General features: G+C 59.4%; 32 protein-coding genes. 5 read left to right on the forward strand and 27 right to left on the reverse strand.

Features of this window, described 5'->3' with window-relative positions; translation table 11 throughout:
• The 10 genes from MUU54_RS22375 to MUU54_RS22420 form a co-directional block, all read right to left on the reverse strand.
• Positions 1-164, reverse strand: a 164-nt coding sequence (locus MUU54_RS22375; RefSeq protein ID WP_376742250.1) for a dihydrodipicolinate synthase family protein, incomplete at its 3' end; no start/stop codon positions are given.
• 4 nt (positions 165-168) lie between these two features.
• Entirely contained in the window at positions 169-834 is a 666-nt protein-coding gene (locus tag MUU54_RS22380) for a flavin reductase family protein (protein ID WP_247246170.1), read from the reverse strand.
• A gap of 3 nt (positions 835-837) precedes the next feature.
• Entirely contained in the window at positions 838-1,773 is a 936-nt protein-coding gene (locus MUU54_RS22385; protein ID WP_247246171.1) for a LysR family transcriptional regulator, read from the reverse strand.
• A gap of 5 nt (positions 1,774-1,778) precedes the next feature.
• Complete coding sequence (locus tag MUU54_RS22390; RefSeq protein WP_247246172.1) at positions 1,779-2,453, reverse strand: aspartate/glutamate racemase family protein; 675 nt, start codon at positions 2,451-2,453, stop codon at positions 1,779-1,781.
• Positions 2,450-3,907, reverse strand: a complete 1,458-nt coding sequence (gene hydA, locus MUU54_RS22395) for a dihydropyrimidinase (protein ID WP_247246173.1) — start codon at positions 3,905-3,907, stop codon at positions 2,450-2,452. Before hydA ends, MUU54_RS22390 begins: the two co-directional genes overlap by 4 nt.
• A gap of 17 nt (positions 3,908-3,924) precedes the next feature.
• Positions 3,925-4,851 (reverse strand): N-carbamoyl-D-amino-acid hydrolase, encoded by a 927-nt coding sequence (locus tag MUU54_RS22400; protein ID WP_247246217.1) that lies wholly within the window; start codon positions 4,849-4,851, stop codon positions 3,925-3,927.
• A gap of 24 nt (positions 4,852-4,875) precedes the next feature.
• Positions 4,876-5,541, reverse strand: coding sequence for an amino acid ABC transporter permease (locus MUU54_RS22405; RefSeq protein WP_247246174.1), 666 nt, complete (start codon positions 5,539-5,541; stop codon positions 4,876-4,878).
• A gap of 3 nt (positions 5,542-5,544) precedes the next feature.
• Positions 5,545-6,222 (reverse strand): amino acid ABC transporter permease, encoded by a 678-nt coding sequence (locus MUU54_RS22410; protein WP_247246175.1) that lies wholly within the window; start codon positions 6,220-6,222, stop codon positions 5,545-5,547.
• Positions 6,223-6,227: 5 nt separating this feature from the next.
• On the reverse strand, positions 6,228-6,971 hold the full coding sequence (locus MUU54_RS22415; RefSeq protein WP_281433441.1) for an amino acid ABC transporter ATP-binding protein: 744 nt from the start codon (positions 6,969-6,971) through the stop codon (positions 6,228-6,230).
• 49 nt (positions 6,972-7,020) lie between these two features.
• Positions 7,021-7,866 carry a transporter substrate-binding domain-containing protein gene (locus tag MUU54_RS22420; RefSeq protein ID WP_247246176.1) on the reverse strand — a complete coding sequence of 282 codons (846 nt, stop codon included), beginning with the start codon at positions 7,864-7,866 and terminating at the stop codon, positions 7,021-7,023.
• Between the two features lie 313 nt (positions 7,867-8,179).
• Between MUU54_RS22420 and MUU54_RS22425 the strand changes: the two genes are divergently transcribed.
• Both MUU54_RS22425 and MUU54_RS22430 read left to right on the forward strand, forming a co-directional pair.
• Positions 8,180-9,046, forward strand: a complete 867-nt coding sequence (locus MUU54_RS22425) for a D-amino-acid transaminase (protein WP_247246177.1) — start codon at positions 8,180-8,182, stop codon at positions 9,044-9,046.
• A 227-nt stretch (positions 9,047-9,273) separates the two neighbouring features.
• Complete coding sequence (locus MUU54_RS22430) at positions 9,274-9,459, forward strand: hypothetical protein (protein ID WP_247246178.1); 186 nt, start codon at positions 9,274-9,276, stop codon at positions 9,457-9,459.
• A gap of 257 nt (positions 9,460-9,716) precedes the next feature.
• On the opposite strand, the gene ligD is transcribed toward MUU54_RS22430, so the two are convergent.
• The gene (gene ligD / locus MUU54_RS22435; RefSeq protein WP_247246179.1) at positions 9,717-10,775 is read right to left on the reverse strand and encodes a non-homologous end-joining DNA ligase; all 1,059 of its coding nucleotides are present in this window, start codon (positions 10,773-10,775) and stop codon (positions 9,717-9,719) included.
• A gap of 150 nt (positions 10,776-10,925) precedes the next feature.
• Between ligD and MUU54_RS22440 the strand changes: the two genes are divergently transcribed.
• Positions 10,926-11,135, forward strand: coding sequence for a hypothetical protein (locus MUU54_RS22440; protein WP_247246180.1), 210 nt, complete (start codon positions 10,926-10,928; stop codon positions 11,133-11,135).
• Between the two features lie 3 nt (positions 11,136-11,138).
• Positions 11,139-11,603 (forward strand): hypothetical protein, encoded by a 465-nt coding sequence (locus MUU54_RS22445; RefSeq protein WP_247246181.1) that lies wholly within the window; start codon positions 11,139-11,141, stop codon positions 11,601-11,603.
• Between the two features lie 3 nt (positions 11,604-11,606).
• On the opposite strand, the gene MUU54_RS22450 is transcribed toward MUU54_RS22445, so the two are convergent.
• The 10 genes from MUU54_RS22450 to MUU54_RS22490 form a co-directional block, all read right to left on the reverse strand.
• Entirely contained in the window at positions 11,607-12,041 is a 435-nt protein-coding gene (locus tag MUU54_RS22450) for a hypothetical protein (RefSeq protein ID WP_247246182.1), read from the reverse strand.
• Between the two features lie 105 nt (positions 12,042-12,146).
• On the reverse strand, positions 12,147-13,208 hold the full coding sequence (locus MUU54_RS22455) for an ABC transporter ATP-binding protein (RefSeq protein WP_247246183.1): 1,062 nt from the start codon (positions 13,206-13,208) through the stop codon (positions 12,147-12,149).
• A gap of 4 nt (positions 13,209-13,212) precedes the next feature.
• Entirely contained in the window at positions 13,213-14,043 is an 831-nt protein-coding gene (locus MUU54_RS22460; RefSeq protein WP_247246184.1) for a carbohydrate ABC transporter permease, read from the reverse strand.
• A gap of 4 nt (positions 14,044-14,047) precedes the next feature.
• Positions 14,048-14,980 carry a carbohydrate ABC transporter permease gene (locus MUU54_RS22465; protein ID WP_247246185.1) on the reverse strand — a complete coding sequence of 311 codons (933 nt, stop codon included), beginning with the start codon at positions 14,978-14,980 and terminating at the stop codon, positions 14,048-14,050.
• 77 nt (positions 14,981-15,057) lie between these two features.
• Positions 15,058-16,317, reverse strand: coding sequence for an ABC transporter substrate-binding protein (locus MUU54_RS22470; protein WP_247246186.1), 1,260 nt, complete (start codon positions 16,315-16,317; stop codon positions 15,058-15,060).
• A gap of 31 nt (positions 16,318-16,348) precedes the next feature.
• A complete protein-coding gene (locus MUU54_RS22475; protein ID WP_247246187.1) occupies positions 16,349-17,515 on the reverse strand; it encodes a PLP-dependent transferase in 1,167 nt (388 codons plus the stop codon).
• The gene (locus MUU54_RS22480; protein ID WP_247246188.1) at positions 17,512-18,243 is read right to left on the reverse strand and encodes a FadR/GntR family transcriptional regulator; all 732 of its coding nucleotides are present in this window, start codon (positions 18,241-18,243) and stop codon (positions 17,512-17,514) included. The genes MUU54_RS22475 and MUU54_RS22480 overlap by 4 nt, the downstream gene beginning before the upstream one ends.
• Positions 18,244-18,714: 471 nt before the next feature.
• A complete protein-coding gene (locus tag MUU54_RS25125; RefSeq protein ID WP_247246189.1) occupies positions 18,715-18,987 on the reverse strand; it encodes a DEAD/DEAH box helicase family protein in 273 nt (90 codons plus the stop codon).
• 110 nt (positions 18,988-19,097) lie between these two features.
• On the reverse strand, positions 19,098-19,457 hold the full coding sequence (locus MUU54_RS25130) for a KTSC domain-containing protein (protein WP_376742249.1): 360 nt from the start codon (positions 19,455-19,457) through the stop codon (positions 19,098-19,100).
• A 946-nt stretch (positions 19,458-20,403) separates the two neighbouring features.
• A complete protein-coding gene (locus MUU54_RS22490) occupies positions 20,404-20,562 on the reverse strand; it encodes a hypothetical protein (protein WP_247246190.1) in 159 nt (52 codons plus the stop codon).
• Between the two features lie 378 nt (positions 20,563-20,940).
• On the opposite strand from MUU54_RS22490, the gene MUU54_RS22495 reads away from it, so the two are divergent.
• Positions 20,941-21,498 (forward strand): hypothetical protein, encoded by a 558-nt coding sequence (locus MUU54_RS22495; RefSeq protein WP_247246191.1) that lies wholly within the window; start codon positions 20,941-20,943, stop codon positions 21,496-21,498.
• Here MUU54_RS22495 and MUU54_RS22500 read toward each other — a convergent pair.
• From MUU54_RS22500 to MUU54_RS22525, 6 genes are all read right to left on the reverse strand, one after another.
• Positions 21,466-22,137, reverse strand: coding sequence for a LuxR C-terminal-related transcriptional regulator (locus MUU54_RS22500; protein WP_247246192.1), 672 nt, complete (start codon positions 22,135-22,137; stop codon positions 21,466-21,468). The genes MUU54_RS22495 and MUU54_RS22500 overlap by 33 nt on opposite strands.
• Complete coding sequence (locus tag MUU54_RS22505) at positions 22,134-23,537, reverse strand: sensor histidine kinase (RefSeq protein ID WP_376742251.1); 1,404 nt, start codon at positions 23,535-23,537, stop codon at positions 22,134-22,136. Before MUU54_RS22505 ends, MUU54_RS22500 begins: the two co-directional genes overlap by 4 nt.
• A 312-nt stretch (positions 23,538-23,849) precedes the next feature.
• On the reverse strand, positions 23,850-24,410 hold the full coding sequence (locus MUU54_RS22510) for a hypothetical protein (RefSeq protein ID WP_247246194.1): 561 nt from the start codon (positions 24,408-24,410) through the stop codon (positions 23,850-23,852).
• Between the two features lie 110 nt (positions 24,411-24,520).
• Positions 24,521-25,192 (reverse strand): transcriptional regulator, encoded by a 672-nt coding sequence (locus tag MUU54_RS22515; RefSeq protein ID WP_247246195.1) that lies wholly within the window; start codon positions 25,190-25,192, stop codon positions 24,521-24,523.
• Positions 25,193-25,545: 353 nt separating this feature from the next.
• A complete protein-coding gene (locus MUU54_RS22520; protein ID WP_247246196.1) occupies positions 25,546-25,866 on the reverse strand; it encodes an EthD domain-containing protein in 321 nt (106 codons plus the stop codon).
• 12 nt (positions 25,867-25,878) lie between these two features.
• The gene (locus MUU54_RS22525; protein WP_281433442.1) at positions 25,879-26,817 is read right to left on the reverse strand and encodes a 2-hydroxyacid dehydrogenase; all 939 of its coding nucleotides are present in this window, start codon (positions 26,815-26,817) and stop codon (positions 25,879-25,881) included.
• Between the last annotated feature and the right edge of the window lie 18 nt (positions 26,818-26,835).

Genomic DNA, 26,835 nt, shown 5'->3' on the forward strand with positions numbered 1-26,835 from the left:
TTCGGTGCCTCACCCATGATGCCGAGAATGGTGATGCCGGTGCAGCCGCTTTCCTGGTAGAAGTCCGTCAGCCGGTCGATCGACGGGGTGTCGAGCGAGCCATCCGGCAGGAATGGCGTCGTGGCGATGGCGTAGACGCCTTTTGATTGGGTAGAGAAGGTCATCGTGCTATTCCTTGCAAAGTGATGCGGACGAGGACGATCGCCGAAGACGAAACTCCTCGACCGTCGGCGTCCTGCGCTCGAACTGCTCCTGGGTGCGGGTGTAAAGAGAGCCGCCTAGCCTTCCGACGGCGTCCATCAGCGTCTGATCGACATGAAGGTTTTCTGCGTCCACCGCATCGGTGCGGATGAAAACGCCCAGGACCTCGCCGATGATGATCTCACGGGCGGGCCCGACCTGAAGGGTCGTATGGCGGCGGCATTCCAATGCGGCTGGTGCTGCCAGGATGCGCGGGCTCTTCACCATCCGGCCGGGTTCGGTTGCAAGCCCCGCCTCCCCCAGTTCATCCACCTCCGGACCGAACTTGATCGCACAGATCTCCATCTGCTCCACCAATGCGGTGTCGACGATATGGACGGTGAAGTCACCGGTCTCGCGAATGTTGCGTGCGGTATCCTTGAACCGCATGTCAGCGTAGTTTTCCACCCCGATCGCAACAAGTGCCGGGTCATGGGTCAACACGTTGAAGAAGCTGAACGGGCCGGCATTCGCCTGTCCGGACCGGCTCTTCGTCGTCACCAATGCAATCGGCCGCGGGATTACGGTGCCGATCAGAAGCTTGTAGCGCTCCCGCTCCGTCAGCTCTGCAAAGTCAAAGTGGCTGTGGTCCATCACCTATCTCCGCCCAGACACCGCCTGGATGCCGTCGGCCTGGAAGTCGGACAGCGCCTTGCGCATCTCCGAGATGAAAGCATGCTGGAGCCGTGAACGCGGCACCCCCTTGCGCGTGATCAGCACAGCGGCGATCTCGATCGGCGGAAGGAAAGAGCGTTCAACCACCGCCAGTGCGCCATTGAAGGCCGCCGTAAAGGGGTCGATGACTGCGGCGCCTATGCCCGCCGTCACCAGAACCGCAGCGGTTGCGCAATAGCGAACCTCGACCCTCGGATCATAGGGAACACCGTCGCGCTCGAACGCGGCACGCACCATCTGCCCCAGACGCGATTCAGCTTCCAGCCCGATGAAGTCGCCTTGTGCCAGGATCTCGGCGCTTACCGTGCTCCCCGGCACCTTTTCCTCCTTGGGAAGGACAGCGACCATATGAGTGCGCGCTAGAACTTCGATGTTGACGGCCGGATGACGCTCCAGCGCAAGAGCCAGCCCGATATCCGCCTTGCCGCTCTGCACGGCCTCCACGACATGCTCCAGGCGCCGCACGTCATAAGCAACTGAAACGCCCTTCCGTTCCTTCAGGAAGCGCCGCATCGCAAGCGGCGCCACCGTGTGGCCGAGCGGCGGGGTGGAGATGACGCGCAGCCTTCCAGAGACCCCTTGGCGCATGTCCTGCGCCCGCGAAACGAAACCGCGCAGAAGCCCGAACACCGGCTTGATGTCCTCGTGCAGCGCAACGGCTTCTTCTGTCGGTTGAAGGCGGCGATGGAGCCGCTCGAACAGCGTCACGCCTGTCTGCGTCTCGAGCTGCCGGATCCCGTTTGAAACGGCAGGCTGCGAAATCCCCAGCTGCTCGGCCGCCTCCACGGTCGTACCATAGCGCATGATCGCATCGAAGATCTCTAGGAGACGAATTGATATGTCCGGTTTCGCAGGCAAACCGTTCATCCTTGCCCCGTCACCAAGTTGCCGAATGCCATCGCCACCGCCGCCTGCGTCGGGTCGATGACGGGGCATGCAATCTCCGCCGCAAGCCGCGTCCGGTGGCCAGACATTCCCGCGCAGCCAAGAACGATCGCGCCCGCGCCCATGACCTTCAGCTTCTGCGCTGCCTGCAGAAGAAGAGCATAACTTTGCTCGCCGTGGCCGCTCTCGGCCACGCTGACAGATCCCGCCAGCGCCACCTCCCCCGCCAGCCGCTGATCAACCCCGAGACGGCGAAGGTTGCGCAGATGCCGCGGTATAGAGGCTTCGGCGACGGCAATAACGCCGAACATGTCCGCAAGCGCCAGTGCCGACAGGACGCCAGCATCCTGAATCCCGTAAACGGGACGCGTCGTGATCGAGCGTGCAAGATCGAGGCCGGGCTGAGAATAACAGGCAAGAATGTAAGCCGCAGCGTCCGATCGCTTCTCGATAACCTCCGCCGTGTGGAGCGCCGCCTCATCCACATGCCGCTGCGTGACGACCCCCGGTGGTCCCTTCTCGATCGTCAGGCACTCGATGGGTGGACCGCCGGCAGAGTTGAAGCCGGCGAGCGCTTCCCTCAAACCCTCCGTCACTGTTTCGGAACTGTTCGGGTTGATGATCAGGATCGGGCCCATTGCAGGCTGGCTCACGGCGCCACCTCCTGGCCGTAGCCTGCTGCGATGTCGAACTCGACAGCCCGGTGGCCAGGCATTGCGCTGGTATCGACCGCCTTTCGCGCGATGAACCGACCCTCGCCGGGACGCGCCTTCAGTTCTCCGCGCTCGACGACGATCCGGCCCCGGTTCATCAACAGTTGCGGCCAGCCCGTGATTTCCATCCCGTCGAACGGCGTGTAGTCCATCTTGTCGTGCTGCGCCTCTATGGTTGCCTTGCGGGTCTCTTCCGGATCCCAAATCGCGACATCCGCATCGTAACCCGGCGCAATCGCTCCCTTACGGTCAAGACCGAAGACGCGGGCTGCATTGGAGCTGGAGAGCTTCACAAAGTCCCCGAGCGTGATCCTGCCTTTGCGCACCCCCTCGGAAAACAGGTAGGGCAGTCGCATGGCGATACCCGGCATTCCGTTTGCAATCTTCGGATAGGGTGCATCTGCACCGTGCAGGAACTTTCCCGAGGCATCCGCGCGATAGGGGGCGTGATCGGAGGACACGCTCTCAAAAGTGCCTGAGCGAATATGCTGCCACAGTGCATCCTGCGTCTCGTGATCGCGAAGCGGCGGCGAGCAGATGTACTTTGCCCCTTCCATACCGGGGCGATCTAGGTCGGCGCGCGTAAGAGCAAGATACTGTGGGCATGTCTCGGCGAAGAGCTTCGTCCCTGCCAGCTTTTCCCGGCGCACGATCTCCGCTCCACCGCGGGTCGAGACATGCACGATGAAAAGCGGCGCATCCACCAGCTTGGCCAGCGAAATCGCACGATTGACGGCTTCTTCCTCGGCAAGCTCCGGCCGGCTTAGCGCATGGTAGCGCGGAGCCGTCAGTCCGGCCTCAGAAAACCGCCGGTTCATCCATTTCACCATCTCGTTGTTCTCGGCATGGACCATAGTCAATGCGCCGTGAGCCTTGGCGATGGTGAGGATATCGAGCATCCCGGCGTCACCGATGTTCATGAGATCATAGGTCATGAACACCTTAAAGGAGGTAATGCCGCGGGCGAAAACGCCGGGCAGTTCGTCGAGCACGGCAGGCGACGGGTCGGAAATAATTAGGTGGTACGAATAGTCGATCACGGAGTTGGGGGCGGCACGGCTGTCATAGGTGGTGATCACATCGCCAATTGCCTGACCGCGGTGCTGCGCCGCAAATGGAACAAAGGTGGAATTGCCGCCAAAGGCGGCCGAGACGGAGCCAGAATAGTAATCGTCAGCCGTCATGACGCCTGAGGAGCTCTCTTGGGCAATATGGCAATGCGCCTCGATGCCACCAGGCACGACCAGCTTGCCGCTGGCGTCGATGCGGCGCTCGCCGCCGGACAACTGTTCGGCGATCGCCGAGATGGTGCCGCCGTTGATGCCGATGTCGCCCTTGAAGCTCTCGGTGGAGGTGACGATCGTGCCGCCGTGGATCACCGTATCAAACTGCATGTTCCGCTCCCTGCCCCTCAAACCTCGATCACGGCGCCGGTTTGCGACGTGATGCGGCCATAGTGCTCGATCCGGCGATGTCGGGCAAAGTCGAAGATCGTCGACTTGCCGAACGCGCATTTGTCGAAGTCGCAATCGGCGACAATCAGCTCGTCCTCTTCCGTCTCGGCACGGGCAAGCACGAAGCCATCCGGATCAACGATGATCGAGCCGCCGATCAACGGATGGCCGTCTTCGACGCCTGCTTTGGCGACTCCGACCACGAAGGTGGCATTCTGGTAGGCGCCGGCCTGCAGGGACAGGTCCGAGTGGAAGAGCCGCTTCTCCAGCCCTTCGGCGCTCATCTGGCTATTTACCGCGGGCGTGTTGTAGCCGATGGTGACGAGTTCCACGCCCTGCAGGCCGAGGCAACGATAGGTCTCGGGCCACCGGCGGTCGTTGCAGATCGCCATTCCCATGATGACGCCCTCGTTGCGCCAGACGTTGAAACCGAGGTCACCCGGCTCGAAGTACCGCTTCTCCAGATGCTGGAAGGCACGCTCCGTATCGTATTCGTCATGTCCCGGCAGATGCACCTTGCGGTACTTCCCGACGATCTCCCCCTTGCGGTTCGTCAAGATCGACGTGTTGAAGCGATGACCGTCAGGCGTGAGCTCCGCATAACCAAAGGTCATTGCGACACCGAGCTCCCGCGCCCGCTCGAAAAGCGGCAGGGTCGCGGCGTTCGGCATCTGCTGCTCAAACCAACTGTCGACTTCATGCCAATCCGGCATGTACCAGCGCGGAAAGAAGGTGGTCAGCGCCAACTCCGGATAGACGATCATTTCGGCACCTTTGGCCGCCGCCTCTTCCATGAGCGCGACCATCCTGACGACCACGGCACCGCGGCTGTCGGCCTTCTGGATTGGGCCGAGTTGAGCTCCGGCAACAATCATTCGGGTCATCATTCTGTCCTTTCGTTTCGCCCGTCATGCAGCCAGCCGACGCTGGAAGCGGCTGACAAGCCGAACCACGGGCCAGAGGATGACGAGATAGATGAGAGCCGCCAACACCAGCGGCGACGCATTGTAGGTGATCGAGCGGGCCATGTTGGCCGTGTAGAGGAGCTCCGATAGCGACACGACGGACGCCAGCGAGGTCAGCTTCACGACCTCGACCGTGTTCGACAGCAGATCCGGCAGAACGTTGCGCACGGCCTGTGGCAGCACCACGGATGTGAGCGTCTGTGTTTGGCTCAGCCCCGTCGATCGCGCCGCCTCCCATTGCCCTTTGCCGACTGAGAGTATCCCGGCCCTGTAGACCTCCGCGTAATAGGCTGAGTTGTTAAGCAGGAAAGCCAGGGCAACGGCGGCGAAGGGTGAGATCTCAATGCCGGCGAATGGCAGGCCAGAATAGATAAAGATCAACAGCACCAGCGGCGGAAGGGCGCGAAATATGTCGGTGAAAACGATCGACGGGAACCGCAGCCAGCGCCGCGGACTTACATTGGCAAGCGCAACGACCAGACCGCCGCCAAGCCCGAGTACAATAACAGCGGCGCAAAGTTTGGCCGTCATCCACAACCCCGACAGCATCAGCGGCAAAGCCTTTGCCATGATCTCTAGATTGAAGAACTGGTCCATAAGGCTCTGCATCGCTCACCGTCCCAGGCTCTGCTCGCGCCGCCGCTCAAACATGCGGGCGGCGAAGACCAAAGGGAGAAAGAGGACGAGATAGGCGATCGCCGCCAGCGATAGCGGCGTGGCACTGCCCGAGAAGCTTTGAGCCGTCGTCGCGGCCGAAAGGATCTCCAAAACGCCGATGACAGAGCCCAGCGCCGTCATTTTGGTGATTGCAAGCACCCGATTAACGAGCGGCGGAATGGCAAGACGAACCGCCTGCGGCAGCGCGACGTAGACAAGTGTGCCGCCAAAGCCAAGGCCGGTCGATATTCCAGCTTCCCATTGTCCTTTCTCGATCGAGGAGAACCCGGCCCAGAAGATTTCTTCGGCGAAGGCGGCAAGCGTCAGCGACAGCACAACAAACAGCACCACCGGCCCGGAAAGCCTTACCCCTACGCCAGGCAGGCCAAAGTAGAGCAGCAAGATCAGGACGAGCGGCGGGAGCGCGCGGAAGATGTCCGCAAAGCAGATGATGAAGACATCACAGATCGCGATCCTGTAGGTGCGCAGACACGCGAGCGCCAGGCCAGCTGTCACACCTGCGACAACCACGGCCGCGCCGATCCAGATCGCGACCATCATGCCCGACAGCACGTCAGGAAGGTAACGCGCCATGACATTCGGATCAAAGAAGGTGTGGAGGAAGTTCTGCATGGCGCTCACCGCGTCACGCGAGACAGAAAGGCCTGCGTGCGCTCTGCCTTCGGAGCGCCGAAGATCTCGTCCGGAGCTCCCTCCTCCACGACAACGCCGCCGTCCATGAAGATCACCCGATCCGCCGTTTCCCGCGCAAATCCCATTTCATGGCTGACGACCAGCATGGTCATGCCCTTGGCCTTCAGGTCCTTCATCACGGCGAGCACGGAGCCTACCAGTTCGGGATCAAGCGCCGAGGTCGGTTCATCGAAGAGCATTACCAGAGGATCAAGCGCAAGTGCGCGGGCAATCGCCACCCGCTGCTGCTGGCCGCCGGAAAGCTGCGCCGGCATCGCATCCGCCTTGTGCGCGAGACCGACGCGCTCGAGCATGTCCATCGCCCGCGCCTTCGCCTCCTCGGCCGTTCTACCCATCGCCTTTCGCTGTGCCAGCGTCACGTTGTTCAGCACGCTCATGTGCGGATAGAGATGAAATCCCTGGAACACCATTCCGACCTTCAGCCGCATCAGGTCGAGGTCACGGCGCGTTCCGCTCATGATATTTCGACCATCGACGATGACATCTCCGCCGGAAGGCTCCTCCAAACGGTTGCAGCAGCGCAGCATCGTGCTCTTGCCAGACCCTGAGGGGCCGATGATGAAGACGAGCTCGCCTTGGGCGACCTTCAGGTTAATGTCGCGCAAGATGACGTTGTCGCCGAAACACTTCTGAAGCGAAACGATTTCCAGCATGGGACGAGAGACCATCGACAGCTCCTGCAGGCAAGGGTGGCGGGGTAACCCGCCACCAGCTTCATCAGTTCAGTTCGCAGGATGGCTGATGATCGTCTTCGCTGTATCCCTCGAAGCCGGGGACTCCATAGCCCTTGGTGGGGGTGACAATAGTGGCACCCGCGGCCGGCGTGACGCCAAACCACTTTTCCGAAAGCGTGGCCATGGAGCCATCGATCTTCAGACACTCGATCACCTTGTCGATCAGATTGCGCCCCTCGACGTCATCCTTGCGGAACGCGAGGCCCCAGACCAAGCCGGTCGGATATTCGTAAGACAGCTTGACCTGAGGGTTCTGCTTCGCGGCCCAGGCTGCCACCGTTGCACCGGCGAGGTTTGCATCCGCGCGGCCAGCAAGAACAGCCGCTACGGCATCCGTGTTTGTGCCGTAGCTTTCGACCTTCCAACCGAACTCGCCTTCCCGCTCGCGCAGGAAGCTGTCATAGGCAGAGCCCTTGTTGACCGCGATGGTTTTGCCCTTGAAGTCTTCAAGTGATGTGAAATCCGGCACGTCCGCCGGAACGACAAAGGCGAAATTGGTGTCCATGAAGCCTTCGGAGAAAAGAAGGTTTGCGGCACGCTCCTCATTGACGGTTACGGGCGCCGCCAAGAAATCGTAGGTTTTGGCCTGCAGCGCAGGGATGAGCCCGGAAAACTGCGCAGATGTCAGATCCACTTCTTTGCCTAGTCGTTCACCAATTAGGTTGACGAGGTCGACGTTGAAACCTTCGACCTTGCCGTCAAGGGTCGGCATGGCATGAGGGGCAAAGGTGCCATCAAGCGCAGTCTTGATGGTGCCGTCGGCATGGGCATTAGAAAAGGCAGCAAGCAGCAACAGTCCGGCGAAGCCGGATTTCTCAAGTATCTTCATTATCGTTCTCCACTGGAAGCGCCGGTTTCCGGCTTGTTATGGAGAGGATGATTTCACGCCATTCGCTGCACTGCAATATAATTTCATATTATTATTCGAATTGAATAATTCGTTTTCTGAATAGAAGGTTTAACGATTGAGGAACGAGCCTAGCGCCGTAAAGCCAAGCGCTATCAATGCTTTACCGCTATTCCTGCGAAGCGATCGCATTCCGGGCGACGACGTAGCGCCGGAAAAGTTGCATGTTGCGCGCTGCTTCTTGCAGTGCAAGGTAGCACGCACAATCTCGGATCTTGCTGTAAAGAGGAAGAACATGACGAGGACCATATATCTAAACGGCAGCTGGGTCGACGAAGCCGACGCGAAGGTCTCCGTCTTCGACCGCGGCTTCCTGTTCGCGGACGCGATCTACGAAGTCACGGCAGTCATCGACGGCAAGCTCATCGACTATGCCGGCCATGCGGCCCGCCTTCGCCGCTCGCTCGATGCACTTCGCACCGCCATGCCTGTTAGCGAAGACGAACTGCTCGAGCTGCACAAGGACATCGCGCGGCGAAACGGCATTAAAGAAGGCCTTATCTACCTGCAGATCACCCGAGGCGTGCAGGATCGCGATTTCGTCTTCCCGCCGGACATGCAGCCGACCGTCGTCATGTTCACCCAGCAAAAGCGAGTGCTGGACAATCCGAAGTGGAAAACCGGCTTGGCGCTGCAGAGCGTGGCGGAAGGGCGCTGGTCTCAGCGACAGATCAAGACGGTCCAATTACTGTATTCCTCCCTGATGAAGACGGAGGCACACCGGCAGGGCTACGACGACGTTCTGTTCGTCGAGGACGGCTACGTGACGGAAGCAAGCTCGGCAAACTTCCACATCGTCACGCCCGAGGGAGCGGTTGTTACCCGGGACCTGTCAAACGCTCTCCTCCACGGGATCACCCGCGGCTCAATCCTTGACCTCGCCCAGAAGGCCGGCCTCGCCGCCGAAGAACGCCTCTTCACTCTCGACGAAGCCAAATCCGCCACGGAAGCCTTCCTCACCTCGGCCACAAGCTTCGTAACTCCAGTAGTGAGCCTCGACGGGAACAGGATAGGTACCGGGGAGGTTGGACCGGTGAGCCGGCGTTTGCTGGATGTTTACATCCGCGAGAATCTTGAACGTGGTGTGCCTGTAGCAGGTTAGTCGAACCTGTCTCTCAACCGCTGATCTCTAGTCGCACCAGCTCTCTCCCGTGAGTGAGTGCGGGCCCAGGAGAGGTCCGGAATTCAACCAGTGAGATCTGCGGGAATGTCCTGCAAAGACGCTAAGAACGCTTCGTGGCGACATGGGAACAGTCGATCGGGCCCAAGCTTTTGGCACGAGGTTGAGCATCTACGGTCCATGCGCTGACAGACAAGGAACGGGAGGCGTTGATCAACCACGACTTCGTTGCCCTGTTCGAGATGGGGGCGCACTTCTTCCTCAACCTGACGCTGTTCATCGGAATCTATGACGCTCCTTACATGGCGAAATCCGACCCGCTGTCTTTCCAGCGAGAATTCGCTGCCAAGCTCCAGCACTGGCGCGAACTGGAATATCCCTCTGTAGCGACCTAAAGCCCCTACTTTGCACAGAGGCAACCTTTGGTTGCCTCTGGCTCATGCGCCTCGCTGACGTTGCTTCACTAGCTCAATACAGATCCAAACCCGCTTATACTCCTGCGTGTCAGGTTCGGGGAACGGTCGTTGCCCTACACGGTATTCTCGGAGGAGTTCTTGGCATTGCGTGTTGCTCAACTCTTCGCTCTTCAAAACAAAGGTCATCGCAGATACGGCAACAACAAGGGCGACAGCTATGGCCATTAGCAGCGGCCTCAATGATCCGACACCCGATATACCTCCGCCCAGTCTGCCTCCTCCCGCAGCCCCTTAAACGATGGGTGGGGGAGCGTTCCGGTGTGGGTCCAGGCGCGATACTCAATCGCCGCCAGTAGCGTCGGCCCCGTCATCACCAGGTTCTTGCCCGGCACCGTCACGGCCGGGATCCGCGTCTTGAGCTTGTCCAACTGCTTCTTCAGCCGGCGCGCCTCGTCATGATTGAACCCGGTCCCGACGCTTCCGACATACTTCCACCCGTCGCGGTATCGCGCGGCAAGCAGCAGGCTGCCGGTGGCGCCGCGAAGCGCAGTTGATGGCTCATAGCCGACGATGGCGAAGGTGTCGCTCTGGATACACTTGATCTTCAGCCAGTCGCCCGTTCGGCCGGAGCGGTAGGGGCGATCACGATGCTTGGCGATGATGCCTTCCAGCTCGTGCGCGCAAGCATGCCGCAGTAGTTCGTCCGGATCCTCGTCGAACTCTTCCGAAAGGCGAATGCCGCCGTCACGGCAGGCCAGTAAATCCTCGAGAAGATGCCGGCGCGCGGAATACTCCATCTTCGTCAGGTCATGCCCGTCGAGGTAGAGGAGATCGAAGGCGAACAGGATGGCATTGCCGGCAGGAAGCTTACCCGGTCCACGCCCGCTGGTGCCGAGTGCATTCTGCAACCGGCCGAAGTCGGGGATGCCCTGCTCGTTGAAAACGACCGCCTCGCCGTCCAGAATAAGGGTTTCGGGCACGAAGTTGCGAGCGGCGGCCTCTATGCCGGGAAAGCGGTGCGTCCAGTCGTGACCATTGCGAGTGATGATCCGCACGCCGCCAGGCTCGACATGAACCGCAAGACGGTAGCCGTCCCACTTCAGCTCGTAGGACCATTCCTCTCCGTGCGGCGGCTTCGCAACAAGCTTTGCGAGGCAAGGCTCGATCCGCCCCGGCATCGGGTCGAACGGAAGCTCAGGCTGCTTCGGATCACGGCGCCGAACCTTGCCGCTCTTCAGCGGCAGTTCTTCGTCAATGAGCAGCGGTTTCGTTGTCTTCCGCGGGCGTTTGGTCATGCGCCCATTGCAGCAGATAATGCTTAATAAGAAATCGCATTGACTCCCGCGGCAATAAGAACATATTGAGAACAAAGGAGCCGCGGGGCGGCGGTGCTCCACCTGAAAAGCCAACCATGCAGGAACGCGCTTCGGCGCGAAGGAGAGCCCGTGTCAGCAGTGCAGATCGAGGACGCCACTCAAGAGGAAACCATTGATGAAGTCGAGGCAGCGCTCGCCTGGCATGATGGCGACCCTCGCAAGACGATCGAAACACTGCTGGATGACGTCCGGCACCTGAAGCTGCAGCTCGCATTGACCGAAGCGAGCTCCAGCCGGGGCTTTGCGCGCGGTTGGCATCCCTCCTACGACAGGACCTAACCAATGTCGGAGGGGATGTCCAAGGAGCTAAAGGCGGCAATCCGTCACCGGATCTCTTGCCTCGATAAGCCGACTCTCAACAGCTTTGCCGGCACCGGGCGTTCCCAAAAGCGGGAGAGCGGTGCCATCCACATCATCACCCGGGAGATCATCGGCAAGGCTCTGGTGTCGTTCGCCTTCCACTGGAACTTTGGCAACTTCGAACCGGCGGGCGAAACCGATGTCTATCTCACCGTCTTGACCGCCATCTTCGACATCGACGATGAAGACGCCCGGCGATGGACAGATCGAGCGGAATGGGACGCGGCGCGCGATGAGGCCGTCCGAGAGATCGTGCAAGCACTGGAGCGGAAATTCGTGATAAGAAAGCGCCGGATCGTCACTTACGGAGCGCATCCCGGACCCGAAAAATTCGGCTCGCCTGGTGGAGCTCACAACCTGATGAGCAAGTTTGAGGACGAGATCTAGGCGCTACCGGAACAGCGTCTGGCACGCTTCGCCAGCATCCCTTGTGAGGGCGAAGATCATCAGAAAGTCGCCGGCAACCGGGGAAGGTGGCTTCTCGATGTCGAAAACTTCCGCGCGCCCGGGAGCTGTCGTGACATAAGCACCCTGCCGTGCTGCCTTCTCGTTCAGCGCGTAAAAGATCCCGTCGATGTAAGCCAGGCGCGGCCCAGAGACGTCAATGCAAAAAAGCCGAACATCCTGGATCTGTGGATACCGCTCTTTGAGCTGGAGGGCTGTCGCTGCGCCGACTTGCGAGGACTTAGCGTCACTGAAGGTCTCCACCCGTCCGTGGGCATAGGGAAAGCCGAAGCTCTCCACCTCGACTGCTTTAACGCCACATGCACTCCCGACGACGAAGAGGCAGGCCGCCAGACCCAAACTGGCGCGAGACTTCCGCATTTGCACTTCCTGTTGGTCTGAGCGACACTTTGCCACCCAACCTTAGATAATAAACGACAATTCGCTGTTGCATACGCAAGATCGCGTCTCTCTTTCGCCAAGACCTCAAGCTCCCTGCCGGATCCCTTGCGCGTCGAATAGGTGCAGGTGTTCGGCGGGCAAGGTGACGCCGATGTTTGGACCGCAGCTCAAGGCAGACCTATCGAGGGTGAAGACCTTTATCGGCAGGCCGTTCAGCTGCAGGTGAACAATGATCCCAAAGCCTGTCGGCTCGATCAGATCTACCCGTGCAGACATCCCCTCACCCTCGTGGTGGAGAACGACATGCTCCGGTCGGACGCCGACGGTAACCTCCTGGCCCTTTAGATCTTTCGACAATGCCCCCAGCACTACAAGGCTGCCGTCTCTCAACCGTAAGCCACCGTCCTCGGCACGTCCTTCAAGGAAGTTCATGCCAGGGGAGCCGATGAAGCCAGCAACGAAGAGATTGGCCGGACGATCATAAAGCTCGAGCGGGCTGCCCACCTGCTGCACCACACCACCATGCATGGCAACGATCCGGTCCGCGAGCGTCATCGCCTCGATCTGGTCATGGGTGACATAGATGGATGTCGCCTTGAGGTCGGCGTGCATCTTCTTGATCTCCGCGCGCATCTGTTCACGCAATCGCGCATCGAGATTCGATAGGGGCTCATCAAAGAGGAATGCCTTCGGCTGCCGGACGATCGCCCTCCCCATGGCAACCCGCTGTCTCTGGCCACCAGACAAAGCCTTAGGACGACGCTCAAGAAACGGGTCGAGCCCGAGCTTTTGAGACGCGGCGCTGACAGCGCGTGCCGTTGTCTCCTTTGCCGCCCTTCTGAGCCTGAGGCTGTAGCTCATGTTTTCCGCAACCGTCATGTGCGGATAAAGCGCATAAGACTGGAATACCATTGCAATGTCTCGATCCTTCGGGTGACGCTCGTTCACCCGAAGGCCGTCTATCTGGATCTCGCCTTCGCTTACGTCTTCCAGCCCTGCGATCATTCTTAGAAGTGTCGACTTGCCACAGCCTGACGGGCCGACGAGAACGATGAACTCGCCGTCCTTGATAAGCAGATCGATACCGTGAAGCACGGAAAAGGTGCCATAGGCCTTTTTCAGGTTCTTGATGTCGATGGATGCCATTGGATCAGCCCTTGACGGCGCCGGCGGTCAGGCCCTGCACCAGATAGCGTTGAATGAGAAGGAAAAAGAAGCCGGCTGGGATCAGCGCCAGGATGCCGGCTGCCATCATCTGTCCGAAGTCGACGGAGAACTTCGAAACAAAGGTCAGGAGGCCGACGGGGAAGGTTGCCGCATCGTTGCCATTGATTAGCATCAGCGCGAAGAGCAGTTCGCTCCAGGCTGCGGTGAAGACGAAGCCGAGCGTGGCCGCTATCCCCGGCAAGGTCAGCGGCAGGATGATTTGGCGAAAGGCGACGAAGCGGGTGGCCCCGTCGATCATAGCAGCTTCCTCTAGGTCCTTCGGGATCCCGTCAAAGAAGGACTGCATCAGAAAGGTAGCGAAGGGAACATTGAAAGCGCTGTACACGATGACGAGCCCCGTCAGGCTATTGGTGAGCCCGAGCGGCGACAGGATCTTGAAGATCGGCGCCACCAGCATCACGAGCGGAAACATCTGGGTAAGCAGCATCAGCGCGATGATCCAGTACTTCGTGCGGAAGCTGAACCGCGAGAGGGCATAGCCCGACAGGGAGGCGCAGATCGTCACCACAATCGCCGTCGAGCCGGAGACGATTACGCTGTTCTTGAAAAAGGTAGGGAAAGCGCTGTGACGCAGCACATCGGCGTAGTGTTCAAACGTCGTCTGCGACGGCCACAGCCGCACCCCCTCCGAATAAAGAAGATCGTTCGGGGTGACTGACACTTTCAGCAGCCAGAATAGCGGGAACAGGGCAAAAATGATGTAGGCGAAGATTGCCAATCTATGCGCAACGGTTGGGAGAAGGCTCGATCGCATGGGCTCAGTCCTTGTTGATCAACGACTGGCGGAGCAGGATGATCAGCATCGAGTAGATCATCAGCAGGCCAAGCAGCACCAAGGCGATGGCAGAGGCATAGCCGAAATCGAGCCGCTTGAACGCTTGGGTGAAGATGTAGCTTGCAACGATCTGCGTACGGTCCGCTGGCCCTCCCCCAGTCATCACGACGATCAGATCCGCGAAATTCGAGATCCACACGGTACGCAACAAGACCGTGATCGCGATCGTCGGTGCAAGGAAAGGAAGCGTGATGGAGGAAAAGCGCTGGAACCAGTTAGCGCCGTCGATCGATGCCGCCTCGTAAAGATCGCGAGGGATCGCCTGCAGCGCAGCAAGCAGAGTGATGGCAAAGAAGGGAATGCCCCACCAGACATTGGCAATGATCGGTCCCCACATGGCATACCGCGGATCCGAGAGGAGGTTGCCCGGTTCGTCCATCAGTCCGAGAGCAAAGAACCAGTGCGGCAACGGTCCGATGACGGGATTGAACAGCCAGGCCCAGTTCAATCCTGCGAGGAAGGACGGAACGGCCCAGGGCAGAAAGACCAGGGCCTGCACGACGCCCCTGCCCCAGAACGGACGATCAAGGAGAAGGGCGAGGATCAAGCCGAAGACGAACTGCAGCAGCACGGACGCGCCTGTCCACCACAGAGTGTTCTTGAGCGCCCGGTAGAAGGCGTCATCCTGCCCGAGCGCACGGAAATGTTCGAGGCCAATATAGCCGCCTGAGAAAGGGTTGAGTAGTTGAATGTCTCGGAACGCATAGGAGATCCCAAGCACGAGCGGTACCAGCATCACCACCACGATCAGGATCAACGCCGGGGCGCTGTAAAGATAAGGCTCGGACGAATCTGCCATGCGCTTCAGCCACGGCTTGCGGTGGTACGGCGCTCCCCTCGTGGCAGCCACGCTCATCTCGTCTTCCCCTTTAGTCTTTTTGACATCAGGCCCGCCGGCAACATGGTCCGCCGGCGAGCTCAGTCGTTAGCCTGCTACTGCTTGGTCAGGTGCTTCTGCTGCGCCTTGGTCAAATAGTCGGCCCACTGATCGGCCAGCTCCTTCGCCGTAATGTCGCCGAGCAGCGCTTCCTGCGACGTCTTGATTGCCAGCGAATCCTTGAAGTAGGCAAACTCCTCCAGGTAGGTCGGCATGACCGTCGGAACCGTGTCGGGATCAGCAAGCTCCTCGAACCAACCCTTGAACTGGTCACCGGCGAAGAACGGATCCTCTTCAGCCGAGGTATAGGCCGGGAGCGCCCCGATCTTCTTGTTCCACTCCAGATTGCCTTCCTTGCCCTCGAGCGTGGCGATCAGCTTCCAGGCAAGGTCCTTGTTCTCACTGTCGGCGAACATGGACCAGCCGGCATAGCCGATAGTGGGGAAGGACTTGCCATCCGGACCCTTGGGCAGCGGCGCAACACCGAAGTCGTCCTTGTTCATCCGTTCGGCAATAGCAATCAGCGCGTCAGGATCCTGATCGAGGAAGGCGCAGGTGCCGGAGTAGAAACCGGCGACAACTTCATTGAAGCCCCAGTTGACGCTGTCCTTCGGCGCATAGCCCTTCTGATAAAGATCGACCATCCACTGCAGGCCGTCGACCCAACCTTCCTGGTTCATCGTCGACGTGCCGTCTTCGGTGAAATAGGTGTTGTTGCCAGCCATGGAGGCACCGAAGATCATCCAGCCGTTCAGGCCGCCGGGGCCGCCACGCATGCAGTAACCATACTTGCCGGGAAGGTTAGATATCGCTTCGGACGCCTTCATGAACTCGTCTATGGTCTTCGGCGGCTCGGCGACACCTGCCTCTTCAAGAAGCTTCTTGTTGTAGAACATGGCGCGGAGATAGAAGCCGTAGGGCAGCATGTAGGCCGTATCGTTGACGTCGCGCCCCAGTTCCAGCGCGCGCGGCGTAAGCTCCTTGGTGTTTTCCCATTTCTCGAGGTAAGGCTCCAGGCTCTCTAGCATGCCGTTGTTGGCATAGAGCGACAGCCAGGTATCCGGCATTTCCATTACGTCGGGCGTGTCACCGGCAGACACCATGGTCGCGAATTTCTGGAAGGCCTCATTCCACGGCAGTGAGATAATCTCCACTGTGGTGCCGGGATTTTCCTTCTCAAAGGTCGAGACGATAGACTTGAGCGTTTCCGTCCGCTCAGGGCTGGTAATGACTTCAACGAGCTTGAGCGTCTCTGCAGATGCCGTGCCACACATCAGTGAGCCCAGCAAAACTGCACTTATCAACGTCTTCTTCATGATCTTTCTCCCAGTTGTCGTTTTGATGCGGTCAGGATGCAGCGGCGATTGCGTCCTGGAGGTCGCTCCACAAGGCCCCGGTTCCCTCGAGCCCGACATGGAGACGAACGGATCGCGCATTGATGCCGAAGGCATGCGCAGAATTGGGTTGTGCTTTCTGTTGTAGGACGACTTCACCCGGCACGATCAGGCTTTCATGGCCTCCCCAGCTGACACCTAGCCTGAAGAGCTTGAGCCGGTCGGCAAAGGCGCGAATATCCACACCCTCGCGGAAGATGAAGGAGAAGAGGCCTGACGTGCCCTTCAAACCGGGCGGGAGCTGGTTCATCAGTCCGGGATGGCAAACCTGTTCCACCACGTCGAGCGCTTGTAGACGACGGGCAATTTCCAGCGCAGAGGCTTCGTGCGCCTTCATTCGGATCGGCAGAGTTCTTAGTCCCCGCACCAGGAGCCAGGCGTCGAACGGCGAGAGTTTTCCCCCAAGATAAGGATAGGCTTCCGCACGTATGCGGGCGACGAGCTCCTTGGATCCCGCAACCACACCGGCAACGACGTCGCTGTGACCGCCGAGATACTTTGAAGCCGAGTGCAGAACCAGATCCACACCGAGTGTGAGCGGCTGCTGGAAGATCGGGCTCGCCCAACTGTTATCGATGACGCAGACAACGCCATGACGTCGGGCAATTGCGGCGAGCGCACTCACATCATGCGCCTCCATCACCCAACTCGTCGGGCTTTCCATGTAGAACAGTTTCGCGCCTGCAAGAGCCTTGTCGACTGCCGCCTCGTCGCGACCGTCGACATAGGTGACATCTATCTTCATGCGCTTGAGAATGGTGCCGAACAGACGGAAAGCATCCGGATAAACGTGACGGACAGCAACAATGCGGTCACCAGGTTCGACAAAGCTCAATACGGTGGAGGAAATGGCCGCCATGCCGCTTGCAAAGCCGAGCGCATCCTCACCGCCTTCGAGCTTCGCCAGCATTTCCTCGAACATGCGGACAGTTGGGTTGAGGCCGCGCGTGTAGATCGGCCGCACGATCTCACCGCGATAGGCCGAAACCATCTGATCATAGTCGTTGAATGTAAAGAGCGATGTCTGCACGATCGGCGGCACGACTGCGTCATAGGCATTGCCTTCGTCATGCGTAACCATCAAAGACGCAAGTTCGCCTGGCCAGACGGCATCATTCATTTCGACATGTCCTTGATGTCTTCCTCGACAATCTCGAGGATCTTCAGCGTTTCGGCTCTGGCGGCTTCCGCGTCTTGCGCAGAAATCGCCTCAAACAGCGTTCGGTGGAAAGGGAAGGAGCGTCGGGCGAAGTCGTGGCGCTCGAAGGGGTGGCTCCAGAAGCGTTCAAAGGCTTCGCGCATCTGCTCGAGCAACTGACGAAACAGCGGGTTGTGGGTCGCGGCATAGATCGATAGGTGGAACGCGAGATCTTCTGGACCCGAAGCGCCCTTTTCCAGATGAACGCGCTCCATCTCCTCAAGCTTGCTCTCGATGTCGACAAGATCATCTTGCGTGCGGACCTGCGCCGCGACCATTGCAGCCTCGCATTCCAGCCCGCGTCTAACCTGCAGCGTCTTCAAGAGACCGTCCCGCAAGCTATCCGTATCCAACGACAGCGGCATGTGAACGGTCGCGCGCGAGACAGGACGAAGCAGATAGTTGCCGCTTCCCTTGCGCGTCTCGATCACTCCGAGCGCCTGAAACCTGCGGATCACCTCACGGATCGTAGAGCGTCCAACGGCAAGTGTTGCCATCAGTTCCCGCTCAGCCGGAAGGCGATCCCCTGCCCGCAGCTGTGCCTTCGCTATATAGTCTACGAGCGCTTCCCCAACCTGCCTCGCCCGGTCCGCGGGCGGCAGGGGAGAAATGGGCGGTAGAGAAAGGCCGCTGGAAAATTGGTCTGACATCCTACCAATAAAATGAGGATGCTCGCCCGTGTCAAGCTCGACTTCGTTCATCATGCGACGCCAAACTGGCGGCCGCAGCATCCCGAGTTGATTTCGAGAGGCAGGCATCCAGTCACCTCATCGTTCTGCGCGAACACTATTTGCTCGCAGCATTTCATGTTCGTGCAGACCCGCGCAGGAGCCGCCCTTGATCAAACGGAAGCGAATTGCATTGGTCGGCTTTATCGCCACCGCCCTCACCTTCGGCCCCGGCGCATGGCCTACGGAATGTTTCTTCCCCAGTTGAGGCTGAGTTGGTTTTAGCGCCAGAGCAGGCGGGGGAGATTGGTGCGCACTGCGCCACCGTCCAACAATAAAGGTTCGCATCCAAGCCGCGCCTTGAAATGCTCTCGGATGTCCCGCACCACTTCTGGCTTGGCGGTAGCGGTTAGGCAGAGCACTTGGGCAGGCGCTTCATCGGCCGAAGATTCTCTAAACCGCCTTGCTGCGCAACTGCTCCGGTGAGATCAGTAGCATTGCGGCCTCTCCCAGGCGGACACGGTCTAATGCATCCTGCCGCTGAGGCATCGAAAGCATGCCATTAACGATCACGGCAGAGGATATCCCCGTCCGTGCCATGCCCTGAACCTGATCAGCCATCAATGCGACCAGCGGCGAGATCACGACCGTCAGCGCTCCGGCCCTGTCGAACTTCGACAGCGCAGGGACTGCCTGCCGTGGACAAATCGGGGAGGTGGCGGACATGATCAGTGAAGAAACGCCTGCATTTGATTCGTTGAGAATGGGGGCTTGGTGCTACATGTTTCAGTGAAACAAGCGGAGAAGACGGTTTGGAGGGACGCCTCGCATTCGTTTCATGTGATGGCACCCGATATTAGCCAAAGGATCGCACTCAGCAGAGCGACCTTGCCAATGTCGCCAAGTGGCCCGACGGTCCCGCTTCGGAATTGGCCATCGCTTGGCTCGACATAGTATCTGTAGTAGAAGCTGGCATCTGTCTCAGGATCCACTAAACCTCTGAATATGTGAGGCGGAATGTTGGGGTGGTTGATCTGCCTCCCGTTCCGAAAAGCGACATTAAGGATCTGCCGTTGTTCGTCGTAGCGGACCTTCTTAATCCGCGTTGACCTGACTGCTATCCAAGTCATGGAATTGATCCCTGATGCAGGCGAAACGCACTTATGTGCCGGTTCAAGCCTTCGGAACATCAGCATTGACTTCTGGTGCTGCTGCTCTGCCGTGGTGACGCAAGTTCGCTAGTCGATGCGCCCAATCTTGAGGCGACGTCCGGCCGGAGCGCCTACTCCTCCCGCGGCACTGACCACCATGCCTCTACCGTGACCCTTCGTGGATCGAGTACCCGCCATTCCCATACTTCGTGGGCAGTTCCGGCAGACCCTTCGCTAGAAATCTTCCTTATCGAACACTCGCGGTGTGGGTGTCATCGACTCCCGGGCTGGTAGCGGCGGTGTAGACCATAACTGCGCCATGAATTGCCACGGCCCACATAGCAAGCGACATAGCGAAAGCAAAAACCAGATTGCGGATACGCGACGACATTTGTAACTCCTGATGAGGTGTTAGTGTCGCAGCCGTGGGTTTCAGATCAGTAAATCGGGATGGTTACCGCCACCTACTCCTCACTCGTGAGGGCCTTCCGGCAAAGGCTGAAATGCACCGGCGACGTCGCCGCCCAAGCGATCAAGAAGCGCGAAGACCGTAGAAGATCCGGTGCTTTGGAAAGATCCAATCCAAGCAGCAGCTAGGGTTTGGGCAGTCGACGAATTCTCACAGGTGAAAGAATGGGTTTAAGGCCTACATGCTATGTCTGGCCGACAAGGCATTCGTCAGACGAGTGTTAATCTACCGATCCGAAGCGGGCTGTTGTTTCCTCTGCTGCAGCGTTTGCTGCAGGCCGTGGACGCTCTGCATCGATCACGCGCCACTCGCGCTCAATCTCTTCTAAACGTTGAAGGCGGCAGGTAATGCCCAATGAATGATGACGAAGCTTGCAGCCTTGGATCTACGTAGGGAAGAACTGCCGGATTTGAGATGGCGCGAGCATGGCTCACGGCCGATTGTAGATTGGCGAAAAGTGCACAAGCCAGTGCGACCTGGCCGGAGCGGAAGCATAAGTACCTCTGCGGCACGCCTGACAAGCTACTGCACAAGAGAAGGGGCGGCCTTGGATAGCCGGCGCTTGCCCCTCGGCCACTGCTCCGAGTTCGTCTCACGGATGTTCTGCTCCACAATCGTCACGAACTGCTGCCGGTACTGACCGGAAGATCCTTCCACCTCGCGTCGACCCTTCAGTGCCAACTGGTACGACCTTGGCTCATGAAAGGATTCAGACCTTCGTCTGACCCTTGCCCAGCAGAGGTCCGGTGGGGGAGTTTCGCCGGAACGGCAGGTAAGCGGAACGAGTTCCAAGGGTGTCGAACATGCGAGTGGAGAAAATCATGGACAACAGCGTCTCTCAGGGACGATGGCTTCTCATTCCCGTCATGGGAGTTGCGCTTTGTTTGGTCGCGGTTGCCGCGGCCGCGGCCTAAGCCCTTAAATTTCCTGCGCTGCCCCGTCCCTTCCTGCGCAGGCTCCTGCCCCGTCCGTTGTGTGACGGGCGGGGCTTTCTTTTGCCGCAGACGATGTCTAGATGCTGAACAACCCGCTACCTGAGGATGACGCGAGGAACGGCAGATGAAGACGAGAAGAGAGGTGTTTTTGTTAGCCGCGCTGACATCGGCAGCGCTGCTTTCGCCGATCCGCCCTCAGCTCCTCGGCGGCTCGCTGACGCTCGCCATAGACAAGGCTGCCGCACAGGGTAATGGCGGCGGCAACGGCGGCGGCGGCGGCAACGGCGGCGGCAACGGCGGCGGCGGCGGCAACGGCGGCGGCGGTAACGGCGGCGGCGGTAACGGCGGCGGCGGCAACGGCAACGGCGGCGGCGGCAACGGCAACGGCGGCGGCGGCGGCGGCAACGGCAACGGCGGCGGCGGCAACGGCGGCGGCAACGGCAACGGCGGCGGCAATGGCAGAAGCAGCTCCGACGGAGGGGGTGCAGCCGGGGGATCGTCCCCATCCCGCGGTCAGACCGAGGTCCGCGGCACCGGGTCGTCGATAACCGTGCGTCATCCGAACGGCGTGGTGGAAAGAATCGTCCGCAACCGCTACGAAATGCGCGATGCGCGCAACCGGCAGATCATCAACCGCCGCGCCACCGCTTCAGATCGTGCGCGCCTGCGTTCCTTCCGCTGACCCTTCACGCCTGGCGTCGCGCAAGGCAAGCGCCGCTTCCGTGCGGTTCGTCACGTTGAGCTTGGTGAAGATGCGCGTCATGTGATGTTTGATGGTCTTCTCATGGAGATCAAGGGCGATCGCGATGCGCTTGTTGCTGAGCCCAGACGCCACGAGATTCAGCACTTCCATCTCGCGCTGCGTGAGTTCCGCAAAAGGATTGCTTTTCGGCTCCGACGCCTGCGAAAGGCTCTCGACGAGGCGCGCCGAAAGCGTCGGGGCAACATAACTTTGGCCGGAGGCAACGGTCTTGACCACTTCGGTGAGCCCTTGCGACCCGATGCCTTTCAGCACGTACCCTTTCGCGCCCATCCTCACGGCACTGGCGAGATCCTCGCCCGCTTCCGAGACGGTCAGCATGACAATCTTTGCGTGAGGTTGCTTTTCGAGTACGCCCTTGATCGCATTCAACCCGTTGCCCGGCATCGATATATCCATCAGCATGACATCCGGTGCATCTGTCCCGGCAATGGCGATTGCATCGTCTCTGGATGCGCCCTCGGCCACGATTTCTAAGCCTGGACATTCTCCAAGGCTTCGAACGACGCCCTCACGAAAAAGTGGATGATCATCGACAACCGCAACGCGTATGCTTGTCATTGTGCAAATTCCAATCCGTTAGCCCGCACCATCATTCGGACGATCGTTCCCTTTTGTGAGCTCTTCACGCTTAAGCGCCCCCCGATACTTTCGATGCGCTCACGCAATCCCGCCAGCCCTAGGCCGCCCGGCTTCACCATACTTGGATCGAAACCCGGACCTTCATCCTCGACCTCGATCACGATCTCATCGCCCTCCCACGCCTGACGGACCTTCTGACTGATGCCGTTCCCGTGGCGAAAGCCGTTATTTAGGGCTTCCTGTACAAAACGGTAGATAGAGATCTTCACGGAGGGGCTGAGTTCACCTGCGACATCGGATAGACGAAGAGCCACAGGTGAGCCAGTTCTTTGGGTATGCGCCTTCACCGCTCGGGCAATCACCTCGTGAAGTTCCGCATCTTCTATGTCTGGAAGGATCATCCCCCTGCAGATCCCGCGGATTTCCTCCATCGCTTCATCCAATCTGGCCTTGATCGCGGCAAGTTCCGACGCGCGGACAGCTTCTGGCGTACCCTCCGCCACGAGCGCCCTGCTGTCGACCCTAAGGGCAGCATAGGCCACCAGTTGCGCCGGCCCATCGTGCAGATCGGCGCCCAGGCGGCGCAGGTAGCTTTCGTTGAGCGCTGCAGCTCTTTGGGACGCGCGCTGGGCTCGCATATGCAATTCGCGGTTCTGCTCCAGCAGATCGGATAGCTCCGCCACCCTCTGCGTCAGCGTAGCCTTCTGATCGTCGATCGTCCGGCTTCCGCGAAAGACGATGGCGGTGAGCGACAGAAAGAAGACTGCAATGACGGCAGCCACGGCAAGCCAGCTCAACAGCCTCGCCTCAGACAGACTGTTCTGGAAATCCTCCGCGACCTCATAAAACTCCAAAACGGCAACCACTTCGCCCGACCAAGGTTGCAGGATCGGATTGTAGATCTCCAAGAGCGGAATGCCCGCCGCCCGCTCCGCATGGCTTTCCTCGTCCTCCGGGTGCTCGAATTGGGCGACCAGCTTCCCCGAAAACGCCCGTTGCAGCTTTTCGCTTGGGTCAAAGCGTTCGCCGATGATGTCGGGGTCGGTCGCGTAAAGCACCGTGCCGTCCGACCGCCACAGGCGGAAGGAGAGCACCCTTCCGCCCAGTGCTCCCTGTCCGAACGTCTCGTCGAGCGCGCGGCTGGTGATGTCGTCGAGAACCTCCGTGGTCTGCAGATCGGGCAGCAGCGGCGCGATGATACTGTCTACGTACATCGCAGTCGTAGCGGCGGAATTGCGAGTCACGGCCGCTTCGATCAGAGTTGTCACGAAAGCTCCCACCACCAAAGCCGCAAGGAGGGAGACCACGCCGCCTGCCAGCAGGAATTGGCGCGCCAACGACTGCTGCCTCCACCATTCGAGCGTTCCGAACAATCTTATCTCTCGTCAGGATGACAATTTGCAGGAAGTATCGCGCAGACCACAGGCGTCAATGGAGCGGATGGAAAGTGAGCATGGTTCGTCCCCGCAGGAACGGCTGAGACATCCGGCTAATGCTGATTGAACAAATCAGGCCGTCTGCTGCAGGCCCAGAAGGTATGTACCCTATCTTGAAGCAATTGAACAAGGGAGTTGTGTAATACCCTCGGGAGGCGTGACGCTGGCTTTTTTACAATACAAAGAGAAACAGACCTGCAGGTCATTGCATATGCACTTGAACGGGGCGAGCCAGGTGCGACAGACAAGCCATCTTCATGTTTGAAAACGCGCCAGCATCCTTTTCAATTGCGCATTCTGGACCTGGAGCTTGGCTGCCAACTGACCTCTAAGCACCTTGATTTCTTCGTCAAGGCTCATCGGATCGTCCCAATCAGTCTGTAGGTCTGCAGATGAGGTCCCAATGGTCAAAGCTGGTTTGGCTCTGCCGTCACGGCGTCTCTTTTCGCGCACCGCTCTTCCGACAGTTGGCTTTGCCCGTTCGGCGGCAGGTGCACTGGTGACAGCAATTTTGGCGACCTGGTGAGATCCGGAAGCGCTAACTTCTGAACCGCCGGTGCTGTCACGCTGCGCATTAGCTGTTCGTCCAGCTTCATCGGCCGTCGCAGGCCCTGCCGACAAGGTATCGGATGGACTAGGAGAGGATCCGAGAACATCCGCCGACTCGGCCTCAAGCTTCTGCTCGCCAGTTGTCTGCATTGGCTGGGCGATCGCAAATTGATCCGGCTTTGCGCCATCCCCCTCTTCATTTATCCGCTTTCGCTCACCTCCACGTGACATCAGTCGGCGGAGATACGTCAGTGGAGATGCCATCATTCAACCTCAGACTTTACCCGACGCCAAGAGCCACGGCTCTGGCAGGGCCTGAAGGACCGAAACAAGAAGCTCGCCAAGACGCGGGTAGAAATTCGACGGCTCGCTCTAGATTAAGCGAGCTTGAGCTTCTTCCGCAGGTCGGCATTCTCCGCACGCAGTCTTTCCGCCAGCAGCTTGCGCAGTCGTTGATTCTCCTCCTCCAACTGCAGGAGGTCTGCCATGTCATCACCAGCCGAAGTTGCCTCAACTGCCTTCTGCTCGCTCTTGGTCACACTTTTCGTCGGTGCGCGCTTGGCAACTGCGGCCTCTCCGGCAGCCTTAGGCTTGCGGCCGCGCCTCTTTTGCCCAGGAGCGCGCTCCACGTCCACCTCAACATCGGCAGTCATTTCAGGCGAGCCCTTCTTCATGCGAGGTCTGCGCGGCTTCTTCGGCGCAACCGGCGCTTCCACAGCGGCTGGCGCATCGGCATTGGTGGCCGCATCGGCATTCACAGTTGCGTCGGTTTCGTCAGCCATAGGTATCTCCTCTTCGTCTGCAACAGCTATCAACGTGACGGCCGGCGCTGTCAACGTTGGTAACACACGATTTTCTTTCGGTGGGGAGACTAACGGTTCGGGCTCGTCGGCCTTCGGCATGTTAGGTAGCGACGGCATCATGGATCTCTCTACGTCACGCGCGACAGACTTTAGATCCAGGCTGCCCCAGATCGAGTTCGGCTTCGCATCTACCTTTCGACGACCGGATTTGTACTCAACGGCAAAATTACGCTGGTTTTTTTTCACTGCGGGCCTTTGGGTCTTTGAAGAGGATCAGTGAAGCGCGAGGCTCTGCTGACGCCGAGGACATAGTGATTAATCCAGTGCTTCGCAATATACGACACGGTCAGGGTATAGCTTGTTCGTTTTACAACGGTCCGTCGAGTCAGTTTTTGACGATCAGAACCAGGGGCAAGGTACAACAACTCGTACTACCATATCTCGCCGTACATCCGAATCGCCCGATTGTCTGGGCTAGCTCTTCAGCCGGGCCCGGATAACCTCATTGCCGAAGGCGTGTCCATAGCTGTCATTGATGACACTTAAGGTGATCGACATAGCATACAATCACAACGCGGACTGATGGTGTTGTTGTAGAGCTAAGCGCCTAGTTCGAAAACATGGTGATGAATGACGCCGTCGAACATGGCGAGCAAGCCCTTCGTCATTTCGCGACTTTCATAGCGGACCGGCGAGGCAAGCGCCTCCGCCAGTGTCTCCTGGGTGTCGTACATGGTCGACAGCACCATGGGATAAGCGGGAGCGCCCTCGTCTCGCTCTAGAGCATAGAGGACGCGGACTTCGCGAATCCCCGGGAACTCCAGCCACATCGGCATCAGTTTGTCTGCCACATAAGCCTTGAAGGCGGCTTCCTTGCCTTCCTGGATACGACCTTCGAAGAGTGCCTGGCGAATGATCATGGTACGTCCGATTTAGTTGACCGTGGTTGGCGGCTTTTCGCCGTTGAAGAATGCATGGAGGTTGGCAAGGACAAGCTCACCCATCGCAATCCGCGTCTCACGCGTCGCACTCCCTTGGTGCGGCATCAACACCGTGTTGGGTGAGGTAAGGAATTCCTCGCGGATGGTTGGTTCCCCGACAAAGACGTCCAGGCCTGCCCCGGCGATCGTGCCATCCTTGAGAGCCTGAAGCAGCGCATTCTCGTCCACGACGCTGCCGCGCGCGACGTTGATGATGACGCCTTCCCACCCGAGAGCCTCCAGCACGTCCGCATCGACAATGCCTTCGGTCGCCGCATTGGCGGCCACGCAAACGGCAAGCACGTCACTGTTGGCGGCAAGTTCCTTGGGCGTAGAATGGGCAATCCAGCCGGTATCGCTTTGAGGCGAACGGTTCCAATACCCGATGGTCATGCCGAAGACTTCTGCGCGGCGACCAAGGGCACGTCCGATCTGACCTAGTCCAAGGATGCCCATGCGTTTGCCCTTCGGGCTTGTTCCCAGCGGGAAGGTCTCGCCTTTCGCCCAGCGCCCTTCACGCACGAAGCGATCGCCTCTCGCAACGTGACGGAGTACGGAGAGCATCAGCGCTATGCCGGTGTCGGCGACGTCGTCAGTCAGCACGCCCGGCGTCGTGGTAACGTCGATGTCACGGCATCGGGCGTTGACGAGGTCGACCTTGTCAGTCCCGACGCCATTGATGGCAATGATGCCGAGCGCCGGCAGATAATCGATCTGATCGTTGGATAGTCCGGTGCCCCCGCCCGTCACCACGGCGCGTATGGCCGGCTTGGCTTTCTCGATCGCCTCTTGCTCATTCGCAGCATATCGACGGTGAACAAGGTAAGCCTCATCGAGGCGCGCCTCAATGACGTCGAGCATCGGCTCGACCAGCAGGATTTCAGGTTTCATCTTGGGTACTCCATCCCT

The sequence above is a fragment of the Pseudorhizobium tarimense genome (assembly GCF_022968135.1).
Lineage (GTDB): Bacteria > Pseudomonadota > Alphaproteobacteria > Rhizobiales > Rhizobiaceae > Neorhizobium > Neorhizobium tarimense.